Origin of the sequence: Rugamonas violacea (assembly GCF_016461825.1) — a bacterium.
Classification (GTDB): domain Bacteria; phylum Pseudomonadota; class Gammaproteobacteria; order Burkholderiales; family Burkholderiaceae_D; genus Rugamonas.
Genome location: NZ_JAEMNU010000138.1, coordinates 39,524 through 60,254, shown reverse-complemented (window position 1 = coordinate 60,254; position 20,731 = coordinate 39,524). Strand labels below are relative to the sequence as shown.

At 70.6% G+C, this 20,731-nt stretch carries 15 protein-coding genes; all 15 read right to left on the bottom strand.

Annotated elements, in window-relative coordinates; all coding sequences use genetic code 11:
• Nucleotides 1–31: 31 nt before the first annotated feature.
• Nucleotides 32–955, bottom strand: coding sequence for a diguanylate cyclase domain-containing protein (locus H7U20_RS25890; RefSeq protein WP_199762024.1), 924 nt, complete (start codon nt 953–955; stop codon nt 32–34).
• Nucleotides 952–5,628 carry a PAS domain-containing protein gene (locus H7U20_RS25885; protein WP_199762023.1) on the bottom strand — a complete coding sequence of 1,559 codons (4,677 nt, stop codon included), beginning with the start codon at nt 5,626–5,628 and terminating at the stop codon, nt 952–954. The genes H7U20_RS25890 and H7U20_RS25885 overlap by 4 nt, the downstream gene beginning before the upstream one ends.
• 260 nt (nt 5,629–5,888) lie before the next feature.
• Complete coding sequence (locus H7U20_RS25880; RefSeq protein WP_199762022.1) at nt 5,889–7,148, bottom strand: acyl-CoA dehydrogenase family protein; 1,260 nt, start codon at nt 7,146–7,148, stop codon at nt 5,889–5,891.
• Between the two features lie 31 nt (nt 7,149–7,179).
• Nucleotides 7,180–8,247: a phosphotransferase gene (locus H7U20_RS25875; protein ID WP_199762021.1), complete on the bottom strand. Its 1,068-nt coding sequence runs from the start codon at nt 8,245–8,247 to the stop codon at nt 7,180–7,182.
• 195 nt (nt 8,248–8,442) lie between these two features.
• Entirely contained in the window at nt 8,443–9,015 is a 573-nt protein-coding gene (locus H7U20_RS25870) for a prepilin-type N-terminal cleavage/methylation domain-containing protein (protein WP_199762020.1), read from the bottom strand.
• A gap of 102 nt (nt 9,016–9,117) precedes the next feature.
• Complete coding sequence (locus H7U20_RS25865; RefSeq protein ID WP_233411093.1) at nt 9,118–9,900, bottom strand: hypothetical protein; 783 nt, start codon at nt 9,898–9,900, stop codon at nt 9,118–9,120.
• Complete coding sequence (locus tag H7U20_RS25860) at nt 9,900–10,694, bottom strand: ABC transporter permease (protein ID WP_199762019.1); 795 nt, start codon at nt 10,692–10,694, stop codon at nt 9,900–9,902. The genes H7U20_RS25865 and H7U20_RS25860 overlap by 1 nt, the downstream gene beginning before the upstream one ends.
• A complete protein-coding gene (locus H7U20_RS25855; RefSeq protein ID WP_199762018.1) occupies nt 10,691–11,395 on the bottom strand; it encodes a type II secretion system protein in 705 nt (234 codons plus the stop codon). Before H7U20_RS25855 ends, H7U20_RS25860 begins: the two co-directional genes overlap by 4 nt.
• 40 nt (nt 11,396–11,435) lie before the next feature.
• Complete coding sequence (locus H7U20_RS25850) at nt 11,436–11,957, bottom strand: hypothetical protein (RefSeq protein WP_199762017.1); 522 nt, start codon at nt 11,955–11,957, stop codon at nt 11,436–11,438.
• The gene (locus H7U20_RS25845; protein ID WP_199762016.1) at nt 11,954–12,634 is read right to left on the bottom strand and encodes a hypothetical protein; all 681 of its coding nucleotides are present in this window, start codon (nt 12,632–12,634) and stop codon (nt 11,954–11,956) included. Before H7U20_RS25845 ends, H7U20_RS25850 begins: the two co-directional genes overlap by 4 nt.
• The gene (locus H7U20_RS25840) at nt 12,631–14,190 is read right to left on the bottom strand and encodes a hypothetical protein (RefSeq protein ID WP_199762015.1); all 1,560 of its coding nucleotides are present in this window, start codon (nt 14,188–14,190) and stop codon (nt 12,631–12,633) included. The genes H7U20_RS25845 and H7U20_RS25840 overlap by 4 nt, the downstream gene beginning before the upstream one ends.
• Nucleotides 14,191–14,197: 7 nt before the next feature.
• The gene (locus H7U20_RS25835) at nt 14,198–15,403 is read right to left on the bottom strand and encodes a type II secretion system F family protein (RefSeq protein ID WP_199762014.1); all 1,206 of its coding nucleotides are present in this window, start codon (nt 15,401–15,403) and stop codon (nt 14,198–14,200) included.
• The gene (locus tag H7U20_RS25830) at nt 15,403–17,133 is read right to left on the bottom strand and encodes a GspE/PulE family protein (RefSeq protein WP_199762013.1); all 1,731 of its coding nucleotides are present in this window, start codon (nt 17,131–17,133) and stop codon (nt 15,403–15,405) included. The genes H7U20_RS25835 and H7U20_RS25830 overlap by 1 nt, the downstream gene beginning before the upstream one ends.
• Before the next feature lie 53 nt (nt 17,134–17,186).
• Nucleotides 17,187–18,740 (bottom strand): tetratricopeptide repeat protein, encoded by a 1,554-nt coding sequence (locus H7U20_RS25825; RefSeq protein ID WP_233411092.1) that lies wholly within the window; start codon nt 18,738–18,740, stop codon nt 17,187–17,189.
• On the bottom strand, nt 18,737–20,686 hold the full coding sequence (gene mshL, locus H7U20_RS25820) for a pilus (MSHA type) biogenesis protein MshL (RefSeq protein ID WP_199762012.1): 1,950 nt from the start codon (nt 20,684–20,686) through the stop codon (nt 18,737–18,739). The genes H7U20_RS25825 and mshL overlap by 4 nt, the downstream gene beginning before the upstream one ends.
• Nucleotides 20,687–20,731: the final 45 nt, after the last annotated feature.

Below are 20,731 nucleotides of genomic sequence, written 5' to 3'. Positions count from 1 at the left end.
GCTCAGTCGCGGCCCCCGGCGCGGCCGGTGCTCAGTCGTGGCCGCTGGCGCAAAAGCGGTTGCGGCCGGTGTGCTTGGCGCGGTACAGCAGCGCGTCGGCGGTGCGGATCAGGCCGCTGGTGTCGTTGCCGGCGCGCGGCCGCGTCGCCGCCACGCCCATGCTGACGCTGACCAGCGCGCCGGTCGGCGAGGCGGCGTGGGGCAGGGCGGCGGCCGTCACCTCGTCGAGCAGGCGCTGCGCCACCGCGCTGGCGCCGGTCAACTCCTCCTCCGGCAACAACAAGATGAACTCCTCGCCGCCGAAGCGCGCCAGCAGGTCCTGCGGCCGGCTGGCGCAGCGGCGCATGGCGTCGCACACCTGCTGCAGGCAGAGGTCGCCCGCCTGGTGGCCGTACAGGTCGTTGTAGCGCTTGAAGTGGTCGATGTCGATCATGATCAGCGCCAGCGCCGCGCCGGAGCGGGCACAGCGGCGCCATTCGTTCTCCAGCGTGTCGTTGAAGCTGCGCCGGTTGGCCACGCCGGTCAGCGCATCGGTCAAGGTCAGCTCGCGCAGCGCGTCGGCCTGGCGCTTGACGGTCAGCTGGGTGCGCACGCGGGCGCGCACCACGGCGATGTTGAACGGCTTGCTGATGAAGTCGACCGCGCCCGCCTCCAGCGCGCGCGTCTCGTCCTCCGGCTGGCTCAGGGCGGTGACGAAGATGACCGGGATGTCGTGCGTCGCGGCCGACTCCTGCAGGGCGGCGCAGACCGCGTAGCCGTCCATGCCGGGCATCATGGCGTCGAGCAGGATCAGGTCGGGGAGCTGCTGGTGGGCCAATTCGAGCGCTTTTTCACCGCTCAGCGCGAACAACACGTCGTGCTCGCCGCGCAAGGCCTGGTGTAGGATCTGGATGTTCTCCATCGCGTCGTCGACCACCAGGATGCGTCCGTTGGTGGCCAGGTTGGTCCAGCTCATGCCCAGTCCTTTCGCTGCAACAGCTCGTCCACCAGTTGGTGGGCGCGCGGGAAGTCCAGTGTCTCGAGGGCGGCGGCCAGGGCGTTGCCATCGTAATGTTGCGCCACCAGCGCCGGACGCAGGGCGTGGAAGCGCGCCAGCGCATGTAGGTTGTTATTTTGAAGCAAAGTCTGGAATTCCGCTAGCGCTAGCTTCAATGGGATGGCGTCACTGTCCGTGACCGCGGGCAATGCCGTGCTCGCCGGCGCGGGCAGGGCGTGGGCGCTGGCGCGCACCACCGCCAGCGCCGCTTCCAAGGCGCAGAGCGCCGTCTCCAGGGCGGCGGCGGTGCCGCTCGGCGCCAGCGCCGCCTCTGCCTGGGCGCAGTGGCGGGCGACGTCGGCCGCGCCCAGGTTGGCGGCCACGCCGCGCAGTCGATGCAGTTGTTGTTTGGCCTCGTCGCGGTGCGCCTCGACCAACAGCGCGCGCAGGGCGCCGACGGTGTCGCCGTTGCTGGCGGCGAAGCGTTTGAGTAGGGCCGACAATGCGGCATGGTCGCCGCCCATCCTTTGCAGGGCCGGCGCCAGGTCGATGCCGGCCGGCGCCAGCGCCGGCGGCACCGCGCTGGAGGTTGCCGCCGTCAGCGGCGTGGCGGCGCGTTGCGCCATCGCCGTCGCGCTTGCCACTGCCGCTGCTGCCGCTGCCGCTGCCGTCGTCGCCGTCGCCGTCGCTACCCGTGGTGCCGCCGACCGCGTCAGGCGGGCCAGCGTGGCCACCAAATGCTCGGCGTCGATCGGCTTGGGCAGGTGCGCGTCCATGCCGGCGGCGATGGCGCGGGCGCGGTCCTCGTCCATCACGTTGGCGGTCATGGCGATCAGCGGCAGGTCCGCCAGGCCCAGCTGACGGATCGCTGCAGCCGCCTCGTAGCCGTTCATCACCGGCATCTGAATGTCCATCAGCACGGCGTCGTAACACTGCGGGTCGGCGCGCAGCAGGGCGACGGCGCGCTCGCCGTTGGCGGCGATATCGACGCTGGCGCCGGCATGGTGCAGGATGAACTGGGCCACCTCCTGGTTGATTTCGTTGTCCTCGACCAGCAGGATGCGCAGGCCGGTAAGGCGGCCGGCCAGCGGCGTGCGCGGGCGCGCCTCGGGCGCCGGTGCGGGCGCCGCGCCGCGCAGGGCCGCCACCGCCGCCAGCAGCCGGCCGGGGGTGACCGGCTTGCGCAGCACGCCGGCCGGTGTCAGGCCGGTGGCGGCGGCGGAACCGGCGGAATCGGCGGAACCGGCGGCGGCGCCGGCCGCCAGCCATAGCACCGGCGGCAGCGCCGGCGTGGCGGCGCCGTCCAGGCCGGTCCAGGCCCGGCCGAGCAGCAGCAGGTCGAAGCGCGCCGGGCCACGCAACAGTTCGAGCGCGGCGGCGCCGTCGGCGGCGCAGCTGGCGCGCCAGCCGAAGCGGACGCAGATGTCGCCGAGCGCGGCGCGGACACTGGCGTTGTCGTCGACCACCAGCACGGCCAGCGGCGGGATGGCCGGCGCCGGCGCGGCCGCCGCGACGCGGCCCAGCGTGCAAGTGAAGCGGAACTCGGCACCTTGGCCGGGCTCGCTGCGCACCTCGATGGCGCCGCCCATCAGGTCGGCCAGACGGCGGCCGATCGCCAGGCCGAGGCCGGTGCCGCCGTAGCGCCGGCTGCTGCTGCCATCGCCCTGGTAGAAGGCCTCGAAGATGTGCTGCTGTTGATCGGCCGGGATGCCGATGCCGGTGTCGCGCACGAGGAATTCGAGGGCGATGCCGCCATCCTCGATGTCGATGTCGCTGTCGATGCCGCTGCTGCGCTCGTTGTCGTCGCTGTGCTCGCTGTCGCCCGCCCGCCCGGCGCTGCCAAGGCCGGCGTCATGGCCACGGCCGGAAGCGCAACCGCGCCGCGCCGGGCGCACCGTCAGCACCACTTCGCCGGCGGCGGTGAACTTGATGGCGTTGCCGAACAGCTTGAGCAGCACCTGTTGCAGCCGCGCGGCGTCGCCCAGCAGCATGGCCGGCACGCCCGGCGCGATGGCGAACACCGGCTCGACGCCCTTGGCCCAGGCCTCGTCGGCGAAGCGCGTGGCGACGCCGTCGAGCAGCTCGTCGAGGGCGAACGGGGCCTGGGTCAGCGCCATTTGGCCGGCCTCGATGCGCGAGACGTCGAAGACGTCGTTGACCAGGTCGAGCAGGGCGTGGGTGGCCTGCTCGATCTTGTCGAGGTGGCCCTGGGCGTGCACGCCCTGCACCGTTTCGCCGAGCAGCCTGGTCAGGCCGACGATGGCGTTCATCGGCGTGCGGATCTCGTGGCTCATGTTGGCGACAAACTCGCTCTTGGCCCGGCTGGCCGCCTCGGCGCGGTCGCGCGCCAGCACCAGCTCGTCGTTCAGCTCCTGCAGGTGCAACTGGCTCTCCTTGAGCGCGCTGACGTCGGCCACCAGCACGAAGATGCCGCGCACCACGCCGGCCTGGTCGAAGTCGGGGATCAAATTGGTCCAGGTGTGGCTGGTGTCGCCGGAGGGCCAGCTGAGCTCGCCGGCATAGCCCTGCGGCCGGCCGTCCAGCGCGCCCTCGACGTAGTGGCGCTGCTGGTCGAAGGCGGCGGCGCCGAGCACGTCCGGCATGGTGGCGCCGTCGATGCGTTCGGCGTCGCTGCCGTGCCAGTCGAGGAAGTAGCGGTTGGCGAAGCGGCAGCGCAGCGCGGCGTCCCAGTAGGCGACCATGCCGGGCAGGTTGTCGGTGATGGTGCGGATGAAGTGTTCGCTGCGCGCCAGCCGCTCGGTGGTGGCGCGCAGGTTCTGCTCGGCCTGCATGCGCTCGGTGACGTCGATGGCGATGCCCAGCATGTGGGTGGCGCGGCCCTGCTCGTCGCGCAGCGCCACCTTGCGCGTGGTCAGCAGGCGCAGCTCGCCGCTGGCGGTGCTGACCTGCTCCTGCTCGGTCTCGCTGACCTGGCGCGTGGCCAGCACGTGGCGGTCGGCGGCGGCGAAGGCGGCGGCCTGGGCGGGCGGGAACAACTCGTCGTCGGTCTTGCCGAGCAACTCCTCGCGGTTGCGCCCGAGCAGCAGCTCGCCGTGGCGGTTGAACATTTCGTAGCGCAGGTCGTCGGCGCGCTTGACGAACAACATCGCCGGCATGTTCTCCACCACCGATTTGAACAACTGCTTCGACTGGCGCAGCTGGGCCTCGGTGTTTTTCTGCGTGGTGATGTCCTGCAGCAGGGCGCTGATGGCGCGCAGCACGCCGTCCGGCCCGAACTGCGGGTAGTAGCTCAGCACCCAGTGGCACAGCTGGTTGGGCGAGCCGGGCGCGGTGCCGCTCAGGGCGATGCCGGTCAGCGGCCGGCCGCTCTGGATCACCTGGCGGTAGTGCTCCAGCACGGCGCGGCGCGCCTCGGGGTCGGCGATCATGTCGGCGATCGGCTTGCCCAGGTGCTCCTCGACCGGGCGGCCGTTGACCGCCGCCAGATAGTCGTTGATGCGCACCACGCGCAGCTGCGGGTCGACATAGCTGAGGCCGACCGGGGCGGTGGCGTAGACGGTTTCCAGCAGGGCGCTGGAGCGTTCCAGCGCGGCGGTGCGCTGCTGCACCAGGCTTTCCAGCTGGTGGCGGTGGCGCAGCAGGTCGGTCTCCAGCGCGCGCAGGGCGTCGGCCACCACCTCGGTCTCGCGGCAGCCGGTCGAGGCCAGGGCCAACGGGGCGCCTCTGGCCAGCGCCTGGGCCGGCGCGGCCAGCGCGCGCACGGCGCGGCCGATGCGGCGCGCCAGCAGCCAGGCCAGCGTCAGGCCGGCCAGCAGCGGCAGCGCCAGCAGCAGGGCGAGCGGCTTGAGCATTTGCAGCAGCGCCTGGTCGGCGCGCATCTGCGGCGTGCTGACGACGACGGTGGCGCCGCTCAGCGCGGCGCGGTGGAAGCCGAGGAAGACCGCCGTGCCGTCGCCGCTGCGGGTGTCGAGCAGGCCTTCGCTGGCGTAGCGCATGTCTTCGCGCAGCTGGGGCGCGGCGGGCTGTTCGGTCCAGGCCGGGCCGGGGCCGGACTGGGCCACGGCGGCGCCGGTGGCGTCGAGCAGCAGGATGCTCAGCGCCGGCGCCACCGGCTCGTCGTCGAGGATGCGGGCCAGGCGCCCCGGCTGGAACACGGCGCTCAGGGCGTAGCCGTCGCGGCCGGCCAGGCGCACCGTCAAGTCGAGGGCGAGCAGGCCGTCCTGGTGCAGCGTCAGTCGGGCCGCCGCCGCCGGCCGGGGCGCGGCGAACAGTGGCGCCAGCCGGGCGGCGTTGCTGGCCGGCGACAGGGCGGCGGGCGGCGGCAGGGTTTCCTTGTTCACCAGCATCAGCTGCTCGCCGTCGGCCTTGCTCAGCAGAAAATAGGCGACCGGCAGCTCGGCCACCAGGGCCTGCGCCTGGCGCCGCAGGGCGCCCAGGTCGCCGTCGGCCAGGCTGGGCGAGCCGGCCAGCGCGAGCAGGGCGCCTTGGCTCTGCGCCAGCTCGCGGTCGATGGCGCCGGCCACCGAGCGGGCGGTCTGGCCGGTGTCCTGCATCAGGTCGAACAGCTCGCGCTGGTGGGCGCGCTGCGCCAGCGCGCCGATGGCGAGCAGCGCCGGCAGCACGCAGGCGAGCGCCAGCAGCACGAAGTGCGAGCGGATCGAGAGCAGGGTCGGGCGGCGTTTTTCTTGCACTGCGAAAACCCCTGTTGCAGCGGCGTCAAAGTGGCGCCGGCTGGCGTGCGAGTGGAATGCTTGCACCAAAATACTATCCGAGCCGGGCGCTTTGCGGAAGGTGCGCGGCGCCGTTGCGGCGAAAAAACACCGCGCCGGTCACGGCTCATGGCGGGGGAGGGGGAAAGCCGGCGGCGCGCGCCGCCGGCCTGCTGTGGCGAGCGCGCGGCCGTGGCAAATGTGCCACGCACCAGGCGGCACGGCGCGGCCGTGCGGCGGACTCAACTGCGGGTGATCGGCAGGCCCAGGTCTTCCTTGGCGGCGGCGTACTTGGCCAGCTCCAGCTTGGCGACGGCGTTGCGGTGCACCTCGTCGGGACCGTCGGCCAGGCGCAGCGTGCGGTTGCCGGCCCACTGGTAGGCCAGCGGGAAGTCGTCCGACACGCCGGCCGCGCCGTGCGCCTGGATCGCCCAGTCGAGCACCTGCTGCGCCACATTGGGCGCCAGCACCTTGATCATGGCGATCTCGGCCTGGGCGCCCTTGTTGCCGACCGTGTCCATCATGTAGGCCGTTTTCAGGGTCAGCAGGCGTGCCGTGTCGATCTGGATGCGCGCCTCGGCGATGCGTTCGCGCCACACGCCCTGGTCGGCCAGGCGCTTGCCGAAGGCGCTGCGGGCCTGCAGGCGCAGGCACATCAGTTGCAGCGCGCGCTCGGCCACGCCGATGGCGCGCATGCAGTGGTGGATGCGGCCGGGGCCGAGGCGGCCCTGGGCGATCTCGAAGCCGCGGCCCTCGCCGAGCAGGATGTCGCTGGCCGGCACGCGGACATTCTCGAAGCGGATCTCGCAATGGCCGTGCGGCGCGTCGTCATAGCCGAACACCGGCAGCGGGCGGACGATGCTGATGCCGGGCGTGTCGGCCGCCACCAGCAGCATCGACTGCTGGGCGTGGCGGGCGGCCTGGAAATCGGTCTTGCCCATGGTGATGAACAACTGGCAGCGCGGATCGCCGGCGCCGGAAATCCACCATTTGTGGCCGTTGATGACGTAGTCGTCGCCGTCGCGTTCGATGCGGGTTTCGATGTTGGTGGCGTCCGACGAGGCGACGCCCGGCTCGGTCATGGCGAAGGCCGAGCGGATCTCGCCGCGCAGCAGCGGTTCCAGCCAGCGCCGCTTGTGCTGCTCCGTGCCGTAGCGCTCGATGGTCTCCATGTTGCCGGTGTCCGGCGCGGCGCAGTTGAACACCTCGGGCGCCCAGGGTACCCGGCCCATGATCTCGCACAGCGGCGCGTAGTCGAGGTTGGACAGGCCCTCGGGCGCCCGCGCCGACTTGGGCAGGAACAGATTCCACAGGCCCTGCTGGCGCGCCAGCGGCTTGAGCCGTTCGATCAGCTCGGTGGGAATCCAGCGGTTGCCGCGCTCGGCGCCGTTGCGGTCGACCTCCTGCTTGAAGGCTTGCTCGTTGGGGTAGATGTGCTGGCCCATGAAGGCCAGCAATTTTTCCTGCAGCGCCTTGCAGCGCTCCGAATACGCGAAATCCATGCCTGTCTCCCCTGTCGTGTGGTGGAACTGCTCAGATCGGTTTGCCGCAGGCGTAGGCCCAGCCCAGCTCGGCCATCGGCCGCGCCATCTTGCCCGACTCCAAGGCCTGGGCGCTGGCGGCGGTGCCGTCGACGTAGCGTTTCATGATGCCCTGCATGATGCTGGCCAGGCGGAACATATTGAAGGCCAGGTAGAAATTGAAGTCCTCCAAGCGGATGGTCTTGCCGCTGCGCTCGGCGTAGCGGGCGATGTACTCCTGTTGCGTGGGGACGCCCAGCGCCTTCAGGTCGAGGCCGGCGACGCCGCGGAACTGGCCCGGCTCGATGTGCCAGCTCATGCAGTGGTAGGAGAAGTCGGCGAAGGGGTGGCCCAGGGTCGACAGTTCCCAGTCCAGCACCGCCAGGATGCGCGGCTCGGTGGGGTGGAACAGCAGGTTGTCGAGGCGGTAGTCGCCGTGCACGATGGCGGTGTCGTCGCCGGCCGGAATGTGCTGCGGCAGCCAGGCGATCAACTGGTCCATCGCCGCGATGCTCTCGGTCTGCGCGGCCAGGTACTGCTTGCTCCAGCGCTCGATCTGGCGGGCGAAGTAATTGCCCGGCTTGCCGTAGTCGGCCAGGCCGATGGCGGCGTAATCGATGGTGTGCAACTGCGCCATGACGCGGTTCATCTCGTCGTAGATGGCAGTGCGCTCGGCCGGCGTCATGCCGGGCAGGGCCTGGTCCCACAGCACGCGGCCCTCGACGAACTCCATCACGTAGAAGGCGCGGCCGATGACGTCCTCGTCGGTGCACAGGGCGTATTGGCGGGCGGCCGGGAAGCCGGCCTTGCTGAGCGCGTCCATCACGCGGTACTCGCGCTCGATGGCGTGGGCCGAGGGCAGCAGCTTGGCGGCCGGCGCCGGCTTGGTGCGCAAGACATAATGCTGCGCGCCCTTGCTCAGCTTGAAGGTGGGGTTCGACTGGCCGCCCTTGAATTGCTCGACCGTCAAGGGGCCGGCCGGGTAGTCGGCGATGTGGGCGGCGAGGTAGGCGTCGAGCGCGGCGACGTCGAACTGGTGGCGCGCCGATACGGCCTTGGTGCCGATGAACTCTTCGAACATGGTGTCTCCTGCGGTCTAGTTAGAAGACCATTCTAGCCGAAAAAAGAACGGGCGTACTTTTATCCGTCGAATATTTTTCACGCCGGCTGTGGCGACGCGGGCACGGCGGTTTGAGCTTGGACGAAGGGCTGGCGGACATGGCGGCCTGCGGTGGCCGCGTCCGCCGCGCGGGCCGGCGCGGCGGTGGCGGGGAACCTAGAAGAACAGCGCGGTGCGGCTGACGATGCTGCCGTTGTTGGTGTAGTTGCCGGTGGCGCGCACCGAGCCGGTGTTGAACTTGCCGTCGTCGAGCTTGCTGTCGATCTGCTCGGCGAAGGAGTCGGGCAGGTTGTCGAAGCGGATGCCGTTGCCGCCACGGCCGGCGACGATGTCGTTGTAGATGTACACGGCGCCGCCCTGGGCGCTGGTCATGAAGTCGGTGCTGCCGTTGTAGGAACCGGTGATGAAGCCGGCCAGCGCCAAGTGTTGCGGCGCCAGCTGGTATTCGGCGATCTGGCCGTCGCCGTTGCCGTTGCCGGTGGCGGACGGCGCGTGCAGCGTGGCCTGGACGTCGTCGCCGGGCAGGGCGCGGAACTTGTCCTGGTAGGCGTTGACGGCGGCCGACAGCGAGTTCGACTGCTGGATGATGTTCTTCACCTTGGCGCTGTCGATCAGGCCCTGGCCCTTGAGCACGCCGCCGAGCAGCAGGCCGATGATGACCAGGACGATGGCGATTTCCACCAGAGTGAAGCCGGCTTGGGCTTGGACTCGCGCGGGGGTGCGTTGCATAAGGGATTCCTTTCGTGACATAAGGCTATTCTACAATTCTTGGACTCATTGCGCATCATAAAGAAGGGCCAAGGAGAAGGGCCAAGGCGGGGGCGGCTCCGCTCAGCGTGGCGGTGGCGGCGCCAGCACCGGCGCCGCCGCGCGCCGTGGCGCGGCGGACGGGGTGGGCGCAGCGGGTGGAGTGGGTGCTGGGGCCGCCAACGCGTCGAGCCGGCGCGCCAGGAAGCGCAGCTCGGCCGGATCGGTGATCAGGCCGTCGTGCAGCAGCGCGCCGATCAGCTTGCGCGCCGCGTCGAGCTCGTTCATATCCTCCAGCACGAACAACTCCAGTTCGCGCGCCCAGGCCGGTACGCCGGGGCCGTCGGCCTGCTGGCGGATGGCCTGGGCGTAACGGCGCGCCAGCGGCAGGTCGTGCAGGCGGTGGCGCGCGACGATGGCGGCGTGGGCCAGCCACGGCCAGCGCCGGTTCGGGTCGGCGCCGAAGTGGCGGTAGACGAAGTCGAGCATCAGGCGCGAGCGCAGCGGATCGTCGACCGCGCCGTACACCTCGCTGGCGACCAGCAAGGGATACTGGCTGCGCGGGTCGAGCGCCAGCGCGCGGTCGAGCCAATCCAGCAGCGTGGCGTAGTCGAGCGTGCGCCAGGGCTGGCTGACACCGTTCTGCTCGTCGAGGCCCTGCACATACAGCACCAGCAGGCGCGACAGCGCGGCCGATTCGCCCAGTCCGGCCAGACGCAGCAGCGCCAACGGCGGCGCCGGCGGCAAGGCGGCGACGGCGCGGCCGGCCGGCGGCGCCGCCAGCTGCCAGCCCAGTTGCAGCGCCAGCGCCGCCGCCAGCAGCAGCGGCGCGGCGCGCGGCACGGCCGACCAGGGCTTGGGCGCCATCAGACGCTCTTGCGGTACAGGTCGACCAGCGCGGCGCCGGCCAGCAGCGCCAGGTAGATCGCGCTCTGCGCCGCCACGGCCAGCAGCTCGGCCGCCGTGCCGCCGTGGTAGACCAGCCAGTCGCTGCGGGTGAAGCGCGCCAGGTGCGGTAGCAGCAGCGCCAGCGCGTCGATGCCGAAGGCCAGCGCGCGTTGCGCCGGCGCGGCCGCCGCGCCGCCCTGGTGGGCCAGCAGTTGCAGCGTGTCGATCAGCCGCGCCAGCAGGTAGAAGCCGGCGCAGGCGGCCAGCGCCGGCACCACCTGGCCCAGGCCGAGCACGCACAACAGGCTGAAGGCGGCGACGATCCACAACTCGCACAACAGCGAGGCGCCCCACAGCGCGGCCTGGGCCGGCGGCGCGACCAGCAGGCCGAGACCGCCGTACAGCAGCGCCGGCAGCAGCGCCAGCGCGGCGAAGCCGGCCAGCTTGCCGAACAGGTAGACGGCGCGCGGCAGCGCCAGCGCCAGCAGCAGTTCCTGGCCCTTGTCGTCGGCCTCGCGCACCATGCTGCTGACCACGAAGCCGGCCAGCAGCGCGGCGGCGGCCAGGCGCAGCAGGGCCGCCAGCAGCGCACCCTGCAGCGCGCGCTGCTCGGTCAGGGCCAGTTGGGCGGCGAAGGCGGCGGCGCCCAAGGCGCCCAGCGCGGCCAGCGCGAACAGCCACAGCAGCCGGTTGCGCAGCGCTTCGAGCAGGGTGTAGCGGGCGATGGTGAGCGCCGGGCGCAGCAGCGGCAAGCGCGGCGGCGTCAGGTTCATGGCAACCTCTGCGCGGCCACCATGCGGTTGTACAGGATGTTGGGGCTGATCCAGACGACGATGTCGTCGAACTCGCCGCCCGGCGCGTTGAGGTTGTCGTTGCTGGAGCGGGCGATGTACTGGCGGCCATCGCCGCCCAGGTTGGTCTTCTCGTCGGGGTTGTTGGCGGAGCGGTCGGCCAGCACGGTGTTCTGCTCGCTGGTGGCGCCGTAGCCGTTGCGGCCGTGCGACAACAGCACGGCGACGGTGTCGTTGACGCCGGTGGCCGGCGCCAGCGCGCCGCTGCCGTCGCGCGTGGCGACGGTGATGTCGCGCGCGCTGCGCAGGGTGAACACTGGGCTGCTGCTGCTGAAGGCCGGCGAGACGCTGTAGCGGTACAGGTGGTTCCAGGCGTCCAGCTTGGCCAGGCCCAGCGTGGCCCAGGGCAGGTAGCCGAGCCGCTTGTCGTCGCTGCAGTTGGCGCCGCTGCGGTCCTCCAGGCCGTTGCTGGCCGACACGGCCGGGCAGGGCAGGTAACCGTTGCGCAGGGCGAAGCCGTACAGCGCCTCCTTGGCCTCGTCGAGCGCGCGCTGGGTCTCGCTGACCTTGCGCTGTTCCAACTGGGCCGCCAGCGGCGTGACCAAGCCGCCGATGATCAGGCCGACGATGACCAGCACGATGGCGATTTCGACCAGGGTGAATCCGGATTGCTGTGTTTTCATGGTGGATGTGTTGGCCGCGCCGGTGGCCGGCGCGGTTTGCCTAGGGCTGGTTGACTTCCTTGACGCTGCCGCTGTCGGTTTCATAGCGCTGGCCGGCGCGCAGGATCACTTGGCGGCCCGAGGGCAGTTGCAGTTGCAGTGCCGGCGCGCCGTTGCCGGCGGCGGGGCGCAGGCGGTTTTGCTGGTCCTCCTGCGGCACCTGGTTGAGCCAGACGGTGCTGCGTCCGCTGCTGCGCCGCACGACGCCGTTCAGCACCATGCTGTCGGGCGGCGCCTCGGCGCCGGCGGCGGCCGCCGGCGGCGCGGCCTCGGCCGGTGGCGCCAGCGGCAGGGCGGCGCCGGCGCGGCGCTGGTCGAGCTGGGCGCGTTCGGCCGGCGTGCTGAACAGGCGGCCCAGCGGCGCGGCGGCGTGCGCCTCACTGGGGGCCAGGGCCAGGGCCAGGGCCAGAAGCATGGCGCCGGCCGCCGCCAAGGCCGGCGACGCGGCGCCGATGTCGATGTTGATGCTCAGGCGGCCGCGCGCGCTGTGGGCGGTGCGGTTGGACTTCATGGTGGACTTCATGGCGCCCCCTTCTGCGCGCCGGCCGCCGGCGCCGCCTCGGCGGGCGCCAGCGTCAGCCAGTTGAAGGTGCAGTCGGCCGCCAGCATCGCCGAGGTGGCGACGTTGACGGCGCCGGCCTGGCGTTTGATGTTGCAGTCCTGCACGGTGAAGAGGGCGTACTGGCGCAGGTCGTCGATAAAATTGAACAGGTCCATTTCGTGCAGCAACTCCATGTGCAGCGTCATGCGGCTGCCGCGCAGCTGGTAGTCGCCGGCGGCCATCGGCGGCGCCGCCGCGAAGGCCTGCTGCGGCGCGATCTCGTAGCTGAGCGGCAGCAGCTTGCGCCGTTCCTGCACCTGGCGCACCGCTTCGATCCAGTCGAGCCGCTTGCCCGGCCCGATCAAGCCCTTGTTGCGCAGGGCCAGGAACCGCGGCTGGTAGGCGCGGATCTCGCGTTTCTCCGTTTCGACCTGGGAGAAGCGGGTGTAGGCGGCGTCGCGGGTTTGCTGGGCCTGCTCGCGCGCCTGCAGCGCGCCGTCGCGGTGCCACTGGCTGGCGAACACGGCGGCCGCGCCTATGCCCAGCGTGCCGGCCAGCGCCGCCGTGGCCAGGCGGATGCGGCCGAACTCGCGCAACCAGTAGGGCAGCGCGACGCGGCTGGCGGCCGCCTTCTTGCCGGGGAGGGGATGGCTGCTCATGGTTGCCACGTCAGGTTGAGGGTGAATTTGGCCTTGCCCTCGACGCTGCCGCTGCCGGCCTTGCCGCTCAGCTTGGCGTTGGGGCGGGTGTCGAGCGGCTGCTGCTCGATCTCGACCAGCAGCCGGGGCTGGCGCGCCAGCTCCTGGGTGAAGCGGTTCATGCTGTCGAGCACGCTGCGGTAATTGTCCTGCACCACGGCGATCTCCGCCTCGATGTGCAAGCTCTGCGCCGGCCGTTGCGGAATGCCGACCAGCAGCGCCGGCAGCGGCGCGGCGGCGGCCGGCTCGGCGCCGGGCGGCGCGCCGTTGGCGGCGGCCGGCGCCGGCAAGGCCACCTTGACGCGCCAGTCGAGCTGGCTGAGCTGGACCTGCGGCGCCCGTTCCAGCGCCGCGCTGACCAGTGTCAGCAACGCCTGCGGCGACGGCCCCTGCGCCGCCAGCATGCGTTCGGTCTCGACGGCGGCCTTCATGCTGGCGGTGCGCGCCACCGCCGGCGGCAGGTCGGCCATGACGCCACGGTAGCGCGCGTCGAACTGTGCGGCCTCGGCGTGCAGTTGCAGCGCCGCCGCGTCGGCCTGGCGGTAGTCCCACAGGTTGGCGCCGACCCACAGCAGGGCGCCGGCGCACAGCGCGGCGCTGGCCGCCAGCATCGCCAGGCGGGCCCGGCGCAGCTGGAAGTAGCGGCGCGCCTCGCCCAAGGTGTAATGGCTGGCCGGCGCGGCGCGGCCCAGCAGGTGCAGCAGCAGCGGCTCGGCCAGCGCGCCGGGCCGGGCCAGGCCGACGGCGGCGGCGGCGTCCTCCAGCGCGAGGAAGCGGTAGGCCGTTTCCGGCCCGTCCTGGCACAGCTCCTGCAACCGGGCGATCTGTTCGGCCGGCGTCAGGATCGCCGTGTGCAGCACGTCGCCACGGCCGAGCAGACGCACGCTGGTCAGGAACTGTTGGGTCTTGCCGGTCTCGGCGGCGAGGTTGACCGGCGCGCCGTCGCGGTCGACGGCCAGGGTCAGGCGCGAGAACTTCAGCTGGCCGCGCTGGAAGTAGCTCTGCCGCAGGCCGGCCGATTGCTGACTCACCAGCAGCAGGTGCTCCTCGCCCGGCGCCAGCTTGGGCAGCAGGGCGCCGCTCAGCAAGGTGGCCGAGTACAGCCCGGCCAGCGGCGCCTTCAACTGTTCCAGCGCGGCCACCCAGGGTTGCACCACGGCGGGGTTGGTCAGCGCGCACAGCAGCACGATGTCGTCGCGCCGGCCTTCGCTGGCGCGACCCTGGATGCTCAGGTGGCGGAACGGCGTGTCGCGGTAGTGTTGCAGCAGGCGCCGCGCCAGCAGCCGGCGGCCGCCGCGGCCGCCGACGTGGGGCAGCAACTGGCGCTGGAAGTCTTCCTCGATCAGGTCGGCCAGCAGGTAGACCGGGACGTCGCCCTGCGCCTCGACGTAGTCCATGAAGGCGTCGATGCCGGCGCGGTCGGCGGCGAAGCGCTGCGGCGCCGACAGCGCGCCGGCGTGCCACTGGTAGGCGCACAACTGTTCGCTGCTCAAATAGAATAATTGTTTTCGGAACACGGCGGCCTCAGGTCTTGATCTTGCTGATGGTGTCGTAAATCGGCCCCAGCACCGACAGCATGATCCAGCCCAGCAGCAGGCCCAGGATCACCGTCATGGCCGGCTCGATCATCGCCTGCACCTTCTCGATCATCTCCTTGACCTCGCGGTTGTAGAAGTAGCTGACGTTGCGCAGCGCGCCGTCGAGGGCGCCGGTGGCCTCGCCCACCTTGAGCATGCGGATCACCAGCGGCGGGAAGATGCCGGTGTTCTGGAACGCCGCCGTCACCCCCTGGCCCTCGGAAATGAGTTGGGCGGCGCGGCGCAGGCCGGCGGCGACGACGCGGTTGCCGACGATGCCCTCGGACAGGCGGATGCACTCCAAAATGGTGATGCCGGAGGCGTACATCATGGCGAAGAAGGTGGCGAAGCGGGCCAGGATGATCTTGTGCAGCACCGGCCCGATCAGCCAGGTGCGCAGCTTGAAGGCGTCGAAGGCGTAGCGCGCCGCCTCGCTGCGCGCCAGCCAGGCGCGCAGGCCGAACCAGGCGGCGAAGGGCAGCGCCAGCAGCACGTACCAGTAGGCGATGAAGACGTTGGAGACGGCGATCAGCACCTTGGTGTGCAGCGGCAGCTCGTTGCCCATGTTCTTGATGAAGGCGGTCAGCTGCGGCACCAGGTAGATCATCAGGAAGAAGGTCACGCCGATCACCACCACCGCCACCACGGCCGGGTACATGACGATCTTCTTGGTCTGGGCGGCCAGCTCGTCCTGCCACTTCAGGCTCTCCGACAGGTTCTTGAACACCTCGGCCAGCTTGCCGCTCTGCTCGCCGGCGGTGATCAGGCTGGTGAAGGTCAGGTCGAACACCTCGGGGTAGGCGGCCAGCGCGGCCGACAGTTGCAGGCCGCCCTCGATGTTCTCGATCAGGTCGGTGATGATCTCGCGGAAGCGCGGGTGGTCCAGGCTGTCGCGCAGGTCGCCCAGGCCTTCGAGGATGGGCACGCCGGCGCCGGTCAGCTGCTCCATGTGGAAGCAGAAGTTGATCAGGTCGCCGCGATTGATCTCGCGCCGGCCCAGCGCCACCACGCGCTGGCCGGTGGCGCGGCAGTCGATCAGGTCGAGCCCCATGCGGTGCAGGCGCAGTTCCAGGTCGGGCTCGTTGGCGGCGTCCATATTCCCCGGCAGCATTTGCCCGGCGGCGTCCATGGCGCGGTAGATGTATTGCGGCATCAGGCGAGCCTGTCGGTCAGGTCGACCACGCGCGCCACCTCGTCGAGCGTGGTGATGCCCTCGAGCACGCGGCGCACGCCGTCGTCGACCAGCGAGTGGAAGCCGGCGGCGGCGGCGGCGTTCTTCAGCTCGCGCGAGGAGGCGCGGCGCGCCACCAGTTCGTCGAGCTCGGCGCTCATCTTGAGCAGCTCGATGATCGCGATGCGCCCCTTGTAGCCCTGGTGGGCGCAGCGCTCGCAGCCGACGGCGCGGTAGATGGTGCGCGGCGCCTGCTCGGCGCCGCCGCCCTCGCCCTCGTCCTCGACGGCCAGGCCGAGCAGGCGCCGTTCCAGCGCGTCGGCCCGGGCCGGCGCGCGGCAGTGCGGGCACAGCTTGCGCACCAGGCGCTGGGCGACGATGCCGATGATGTTGCCGGCCATGATGTCGGGCACGATGCCGATGTCGAGCAGGCGCGACACCGAGCCGATCGCCGAGTTGGTGTGCAGCGTCGAATACACCTGGTGGCCGGTCATGGCGGCGGCGAAGGCCATCTCGGCGGTCTCCTTGTCGCGGATCTCGCCGACCAGGATGATGTCCGGGTCCTGCCGCATCATCGAGCGGATGCCCTCGGCGAAGCCCATCTTGGCCGACTCGTTGACCGAGGTCTGCCGGATCATGTTCATCGGGTACTCGACCGGGTCCTCCAGCGTCATGATGTTGACGCTCTCGGTGTTGATGTGGTTGAGGATCGAATACAGCGTGGTGGTCTTGCCGCTGCCGGTCGGGCCGGTCACCAGGATCACGCCGTCGGGCCGGGCGATCATCAGCTTGAGCAGGCTCAGCTCGTCCTCGCCCAGGCCGAGGCCGTCGAGCGGGACGATGCCTTTTTGCCGGTCGAGCACGCGCAGCACGAAATTCTCGCCGTGGGTGGTCGGCTGGGCCGAGGCGCGGAAGTCGATCTGCCGGCCGGAGAACTTGATCGAGATGCGGCCGTCCTGCGGCGCGCGGGTCTCGGCGATGTTCATGTTGCTGATGACCTTGAGCCGCACCGCCATGGCCGGCCAGTAGGACTTGTGCAGGCTGCGGATCTGCCGCAGGATGCCGTCGATGCGGTAGCGGATGCGCAGGAAGCTTTGCTCCGGCTCGAAGTGCAGGTCGGAGGCGCCGTTCTGCACGGCGTCGGCCAGCAGCGCGTCGATCAGCCGCACCATCGGCTGGCTGTACTCGTCGGACACGGTGCCCAGGCTTTGGTAGTTGACCTCGCCCGTTTCGATCTCGTGCAGGATGCCGTCGATCGACAGCTCGAAGCCGTAGTACTGGTCGATCGCGCGCGAGATGTCGGAATCGTTGACCAGCAGCGGCGTCACCGTGATGCCCTTGACCAGCATCGCGCTGATCTGGTCGAGCGCGACGATGTTGCTGGTGTCGGCCATCGCCAGGATCAGGTTGTCGCTGTGCCGCTCGTAGACGATGGGGAAGACGCGGTAGCGCTTGGCCACCTCCTTGGGGATCAGCTTGAGGGCGATGGCGTCGACCACCAGGTTGCCCAGGTCGGCGGTCTGCTGCTTGAGGTTTTCCGACAGCGCCTCGCGCACCGTCGCCTCGGTGACGAAGCCGAGCGTGATGAGCAGCTTGCCGAGCGGCTCGTTGCTGCGCTTTTGCTCGATCAGCGCGATGCGCAGCTGGTCCTCGCTGATGACGCCTTTCTGGATCAGCAGTTTGCCGAGCGGGAGTTTTGCTTGTTCTGCCATGTAGTGGTATGCCGTGTTGTCCTGTGCTGTCGGGGGTGCTGCGGCGGCCGCGCTCAGCGCGTCGGCGCGCCCGTGCCGGCCGCCTCCGCGGCGGCGCCCAGCTCCTGGGTGCGGCGGCGCAGCGCCGCCGGGTCGAAGTTGGCCGGGCCGCTCTGGGCCAGCGCCAGCGCGCGCTGGTAGTAGTTCAGCGCCAGCTTGGGCTGGTTCAGCCGGTCCAGCGCGACGGCCAGGTTGAAGGCGTAGTCGGCGTTGGCCGGGGCGGCGCCGAAGGCGTTGAAGTAGAGCGGCTGGGCCTCGGGCCAGCGGCCTTGGCGGGCGTACAGGTTGCCCAGCGCGAACAGCAGCGGCGCCGAGTCGGGCGCGCCCTGCAGCAGCTTCTTCAGGCGCAGTTCGTTCTGGCCGGGGTCGCCCTGGCGCAGGCCGATCAGGCCGGCCAGCGCCTCGGCGTCGTTGGGGTCGAGTTCGAGCAGGCGGGCGTACAGGCCGGCGGCCTGCTGGTCCTGGCGCTGGCGCAGCGCCAGCGCGGCCAGGCCGAGCAGGGCGTCGCGGTTGTTCTGGTCCTGCCGCAGCACGGCGTCGTACTGCTCGCGCGCCTGGGCCAGGTCGCCGCCGTTGAAGGCTTGGTAGCCGCTCTGCAGCGCCGGGTTGAGTTGCGGCGCGACGTGGTGGCGCTGCACCTTGATGTCGCCGCTGTCGGCCGCCACCACCGGCGGCAGTGCCTCGGCGCGCGGCGCCGGCGGCGCCTGCGCCAGTTGTTGCAGGCGCGCCTGCGCCTCGGCCAGTTGCTGCGCCATCAGGGCTTCGCGCGGCGGCGCGGCTGCCGCTTCGGCCGGCGCCGGTGTCGACTCGGCGGCGCCGTCTTGCTGCGCGGCCACCACCACGGTGGCGCCGGTGGCGCCGGTGGCGTTGAGCGGCGGCATCGGCACCATCGGCAGGCGGGCGCCGGAGCCGCTGCCGTACACGCCCTGCCAATACATATAGCCGAACACCAGCGCGATCACGGCGGCCAGGCTGCCCAGGCCGATCAGGCGCAAGGTGGCCGGTTCGAGGCCGGCCCTGGCCTCGGCCGGCGCGGCGGCGCGGGCGCGCGCGCCGCTGCGCGGCGCCGGCTTGGCGGCGCTGGCTTTGGCGGCGCCGGCGGCGTGGCCCGGCTGGCCGCCGGCGTTGCCCTGCGCCGGCGCGTGGCTGGCGGCCGGCGCGGCGGCCGGCTCGGCGCCATGGTGCCTGGCTTGCGGCGGCACCGGGTCGTGGATCACCTCGGCGGCCACGTTCAGCACTGGAATCGGCGGCAGGCCGTCGACGGCGAATTCGAGCGGCGCAGTCGGTGCCGCCGCCGACGACGGCGAGGGCGCCGTGCTCTGCGGCGTGTGCATCGGCGTGTTCATCAGCGTGTGCGGCGGCGTGTGCGGCGGCGTCAGGCCGGCCTCGGCCAGCGGCGACAGGCTCAGCCCGGCCGACTCGGCGCGCGGCGCGGCGGCCGGCTGTTCGAGCGGGGCCAGCGACAGCACCTCGTCGAAGGCCTCCGATGGTTTCTCCAGCTCGGCCTCCGGGCTGCTGTTCTGTTTGGCACGTTCGGCCTTCTTCAAGGCCTGCATCAATAAGCTCATGGGCGACCTCCAGCGGCCGGCGCGGCCGCTTCGCCGTACGGTTGCCGGTTCAGCGCTTGCTGGTCCGGCAACATGTAACGGAAGTCCTTGTAGTCGCCGTTCAGGCTGGCGTCCTTGACCACCACCGGCCGCATGAAGATGACCAGCTCGGTCTTGGTGTTGTTCTCATTGCGGTAGGCGAACAGGTCGCCGACCACCGGCAGCGAGCTCAGGCCGGGCACGCCGTCCTTGCTGTTGTCGACCGAGTCCTGCATCAGGCCGCCCATCACCGCCACCTGGCCGCTGGCCACCTTCATGATCGATTCCAGTTCGCGCGCCTGGATCACCGGCACCTTGCTGACCACCTTGCCCTCGGCCAGCGCCGGATTCGGGTCCTGCACATAGCCGACGATGCGGGTGATGGTGGGGCGCACGTTGAGGGTCACCTCGTCGTTTTCGGCGATCTGCGGCGTCACGCTCATGACGAAGCCGACCGGCACCGTTTCCAGCCGCGACTCGTAGGTGGCCGGCGTGGTGATGGTGTTGCCGTCGCTCGAACGCACCGCCGGCGTCACCTTGATGGTGAAGAAGATGTTGTTGTCGACCACCTTGAGCAGCGCGGTCTGGTTGTTCAGCACGCTGATTTTCGGGCTCGACAGCACTTTCACCTTGCCGAACGATTCGAGCAACTGGATGGTCGAGGCGATGTTGCCCAGGCGCGAGGTCGGATTGGTGTAGTTGAGCACGAACACGCCGGGCGAGACGCCGGGCGCCACGGCCGACGGCAGGGTGTTGAGGCCGACCTGGCCCTGGGTCATGCGCAGGCCGCTGTTGCTCAGGCTCGACCAGTTGATGCCCTGCTGGTATTGGTCGCCCAGGCGCACCTCGATGATGGTGGCCTCGATCAGCACCTGGCGCTTGGCCGCGCCGAGCACGATGTCGAGAAATTCCTGGATCTTCTCGTGCTGGCGGCCGGTGGCGCGCACGGCGATCAGGCCGCCCTCGACGTTGACCACCACCGAGGTGCTGGCCTTGCCGCCCTTGCCGGACGGGCTGGCTTGGCCGGACTGGCCGAACTGGCCGGGGTCGAATTGCGCCTGCGGCGGCGGTTGGTACTGTTGCTGCTGCATCGGCTGCTGTGGCTGCTGGTTGGGCATGCCCGGCATGCCGCCTTGTTGCGCCTGCTGTTGCGCCGCTTGTTGCTGCCCTTGCTGCCCTTGCTGTGCTTGCTGCGGCTGGGCGCCGGCCGACTGGTCGTGGAAGGCCGCCAGCGGATCGGTCAGATTGTCGTTGATGTTGGTCGGCCGCAGCATGTCGCGGATGTTTTTTTCCAGCGTGTACCAGAAATTGTTCTCCGAGCGGTTGTTCACCGAGGTCGTCGAGTTGTTGTTGCCGCCGGCGCTGTTGTTGCCGTTGCTGGTGCCCGGGCTGTTGCTGCTGCCGGTGCTGCTGTTGTTGTTCGAGCCGCCGCCGGTGGTCGAGATCTGCGTCGCGATGTTGACGCTGCTGCTGGTGCTGCGCGCGATGTTGACGTAGTCGACCTTGTAGTTGCGCCAGTGCGGCGCGTCGGGCAGCACCAGCAGGTTGTTGCCGTCGATCTCGTAGCGCATGTCGACCTGCTTGGAGATGCGGTTGAGCAACTGGGGCAGCGTCTGGTCGAGCGCGTTGAGGGTCACCGTGCCTTCGATGCCGGGGTGGATGTCGACGTTCAGGCTGGCGTCGCGCGCCAGGGCGAACAGCAGCGACTGCACCGGCACCTTGTGCACCGTGACGCTATAGGTTTCCACCTTGGCGCTGGCCTTGGGCGGCGGCAGGGCGGTGCTGCGCTGCACCGTCTCGGGAATCGAGCCGACGGCGCGCGGCGCCTCCGTGATGTGGGCCGGCGAGCTGGGCATGCTGCGCGTGGCGCAGGCCGACAGCAGGGCGCTGCACAGCACCGGAAGCAAGGGAGAGGAAAATTTTTTCATTGTTGTTTCAGCCCCCGGAGCTGTGCAAGGTGTTGTAGATTTTCA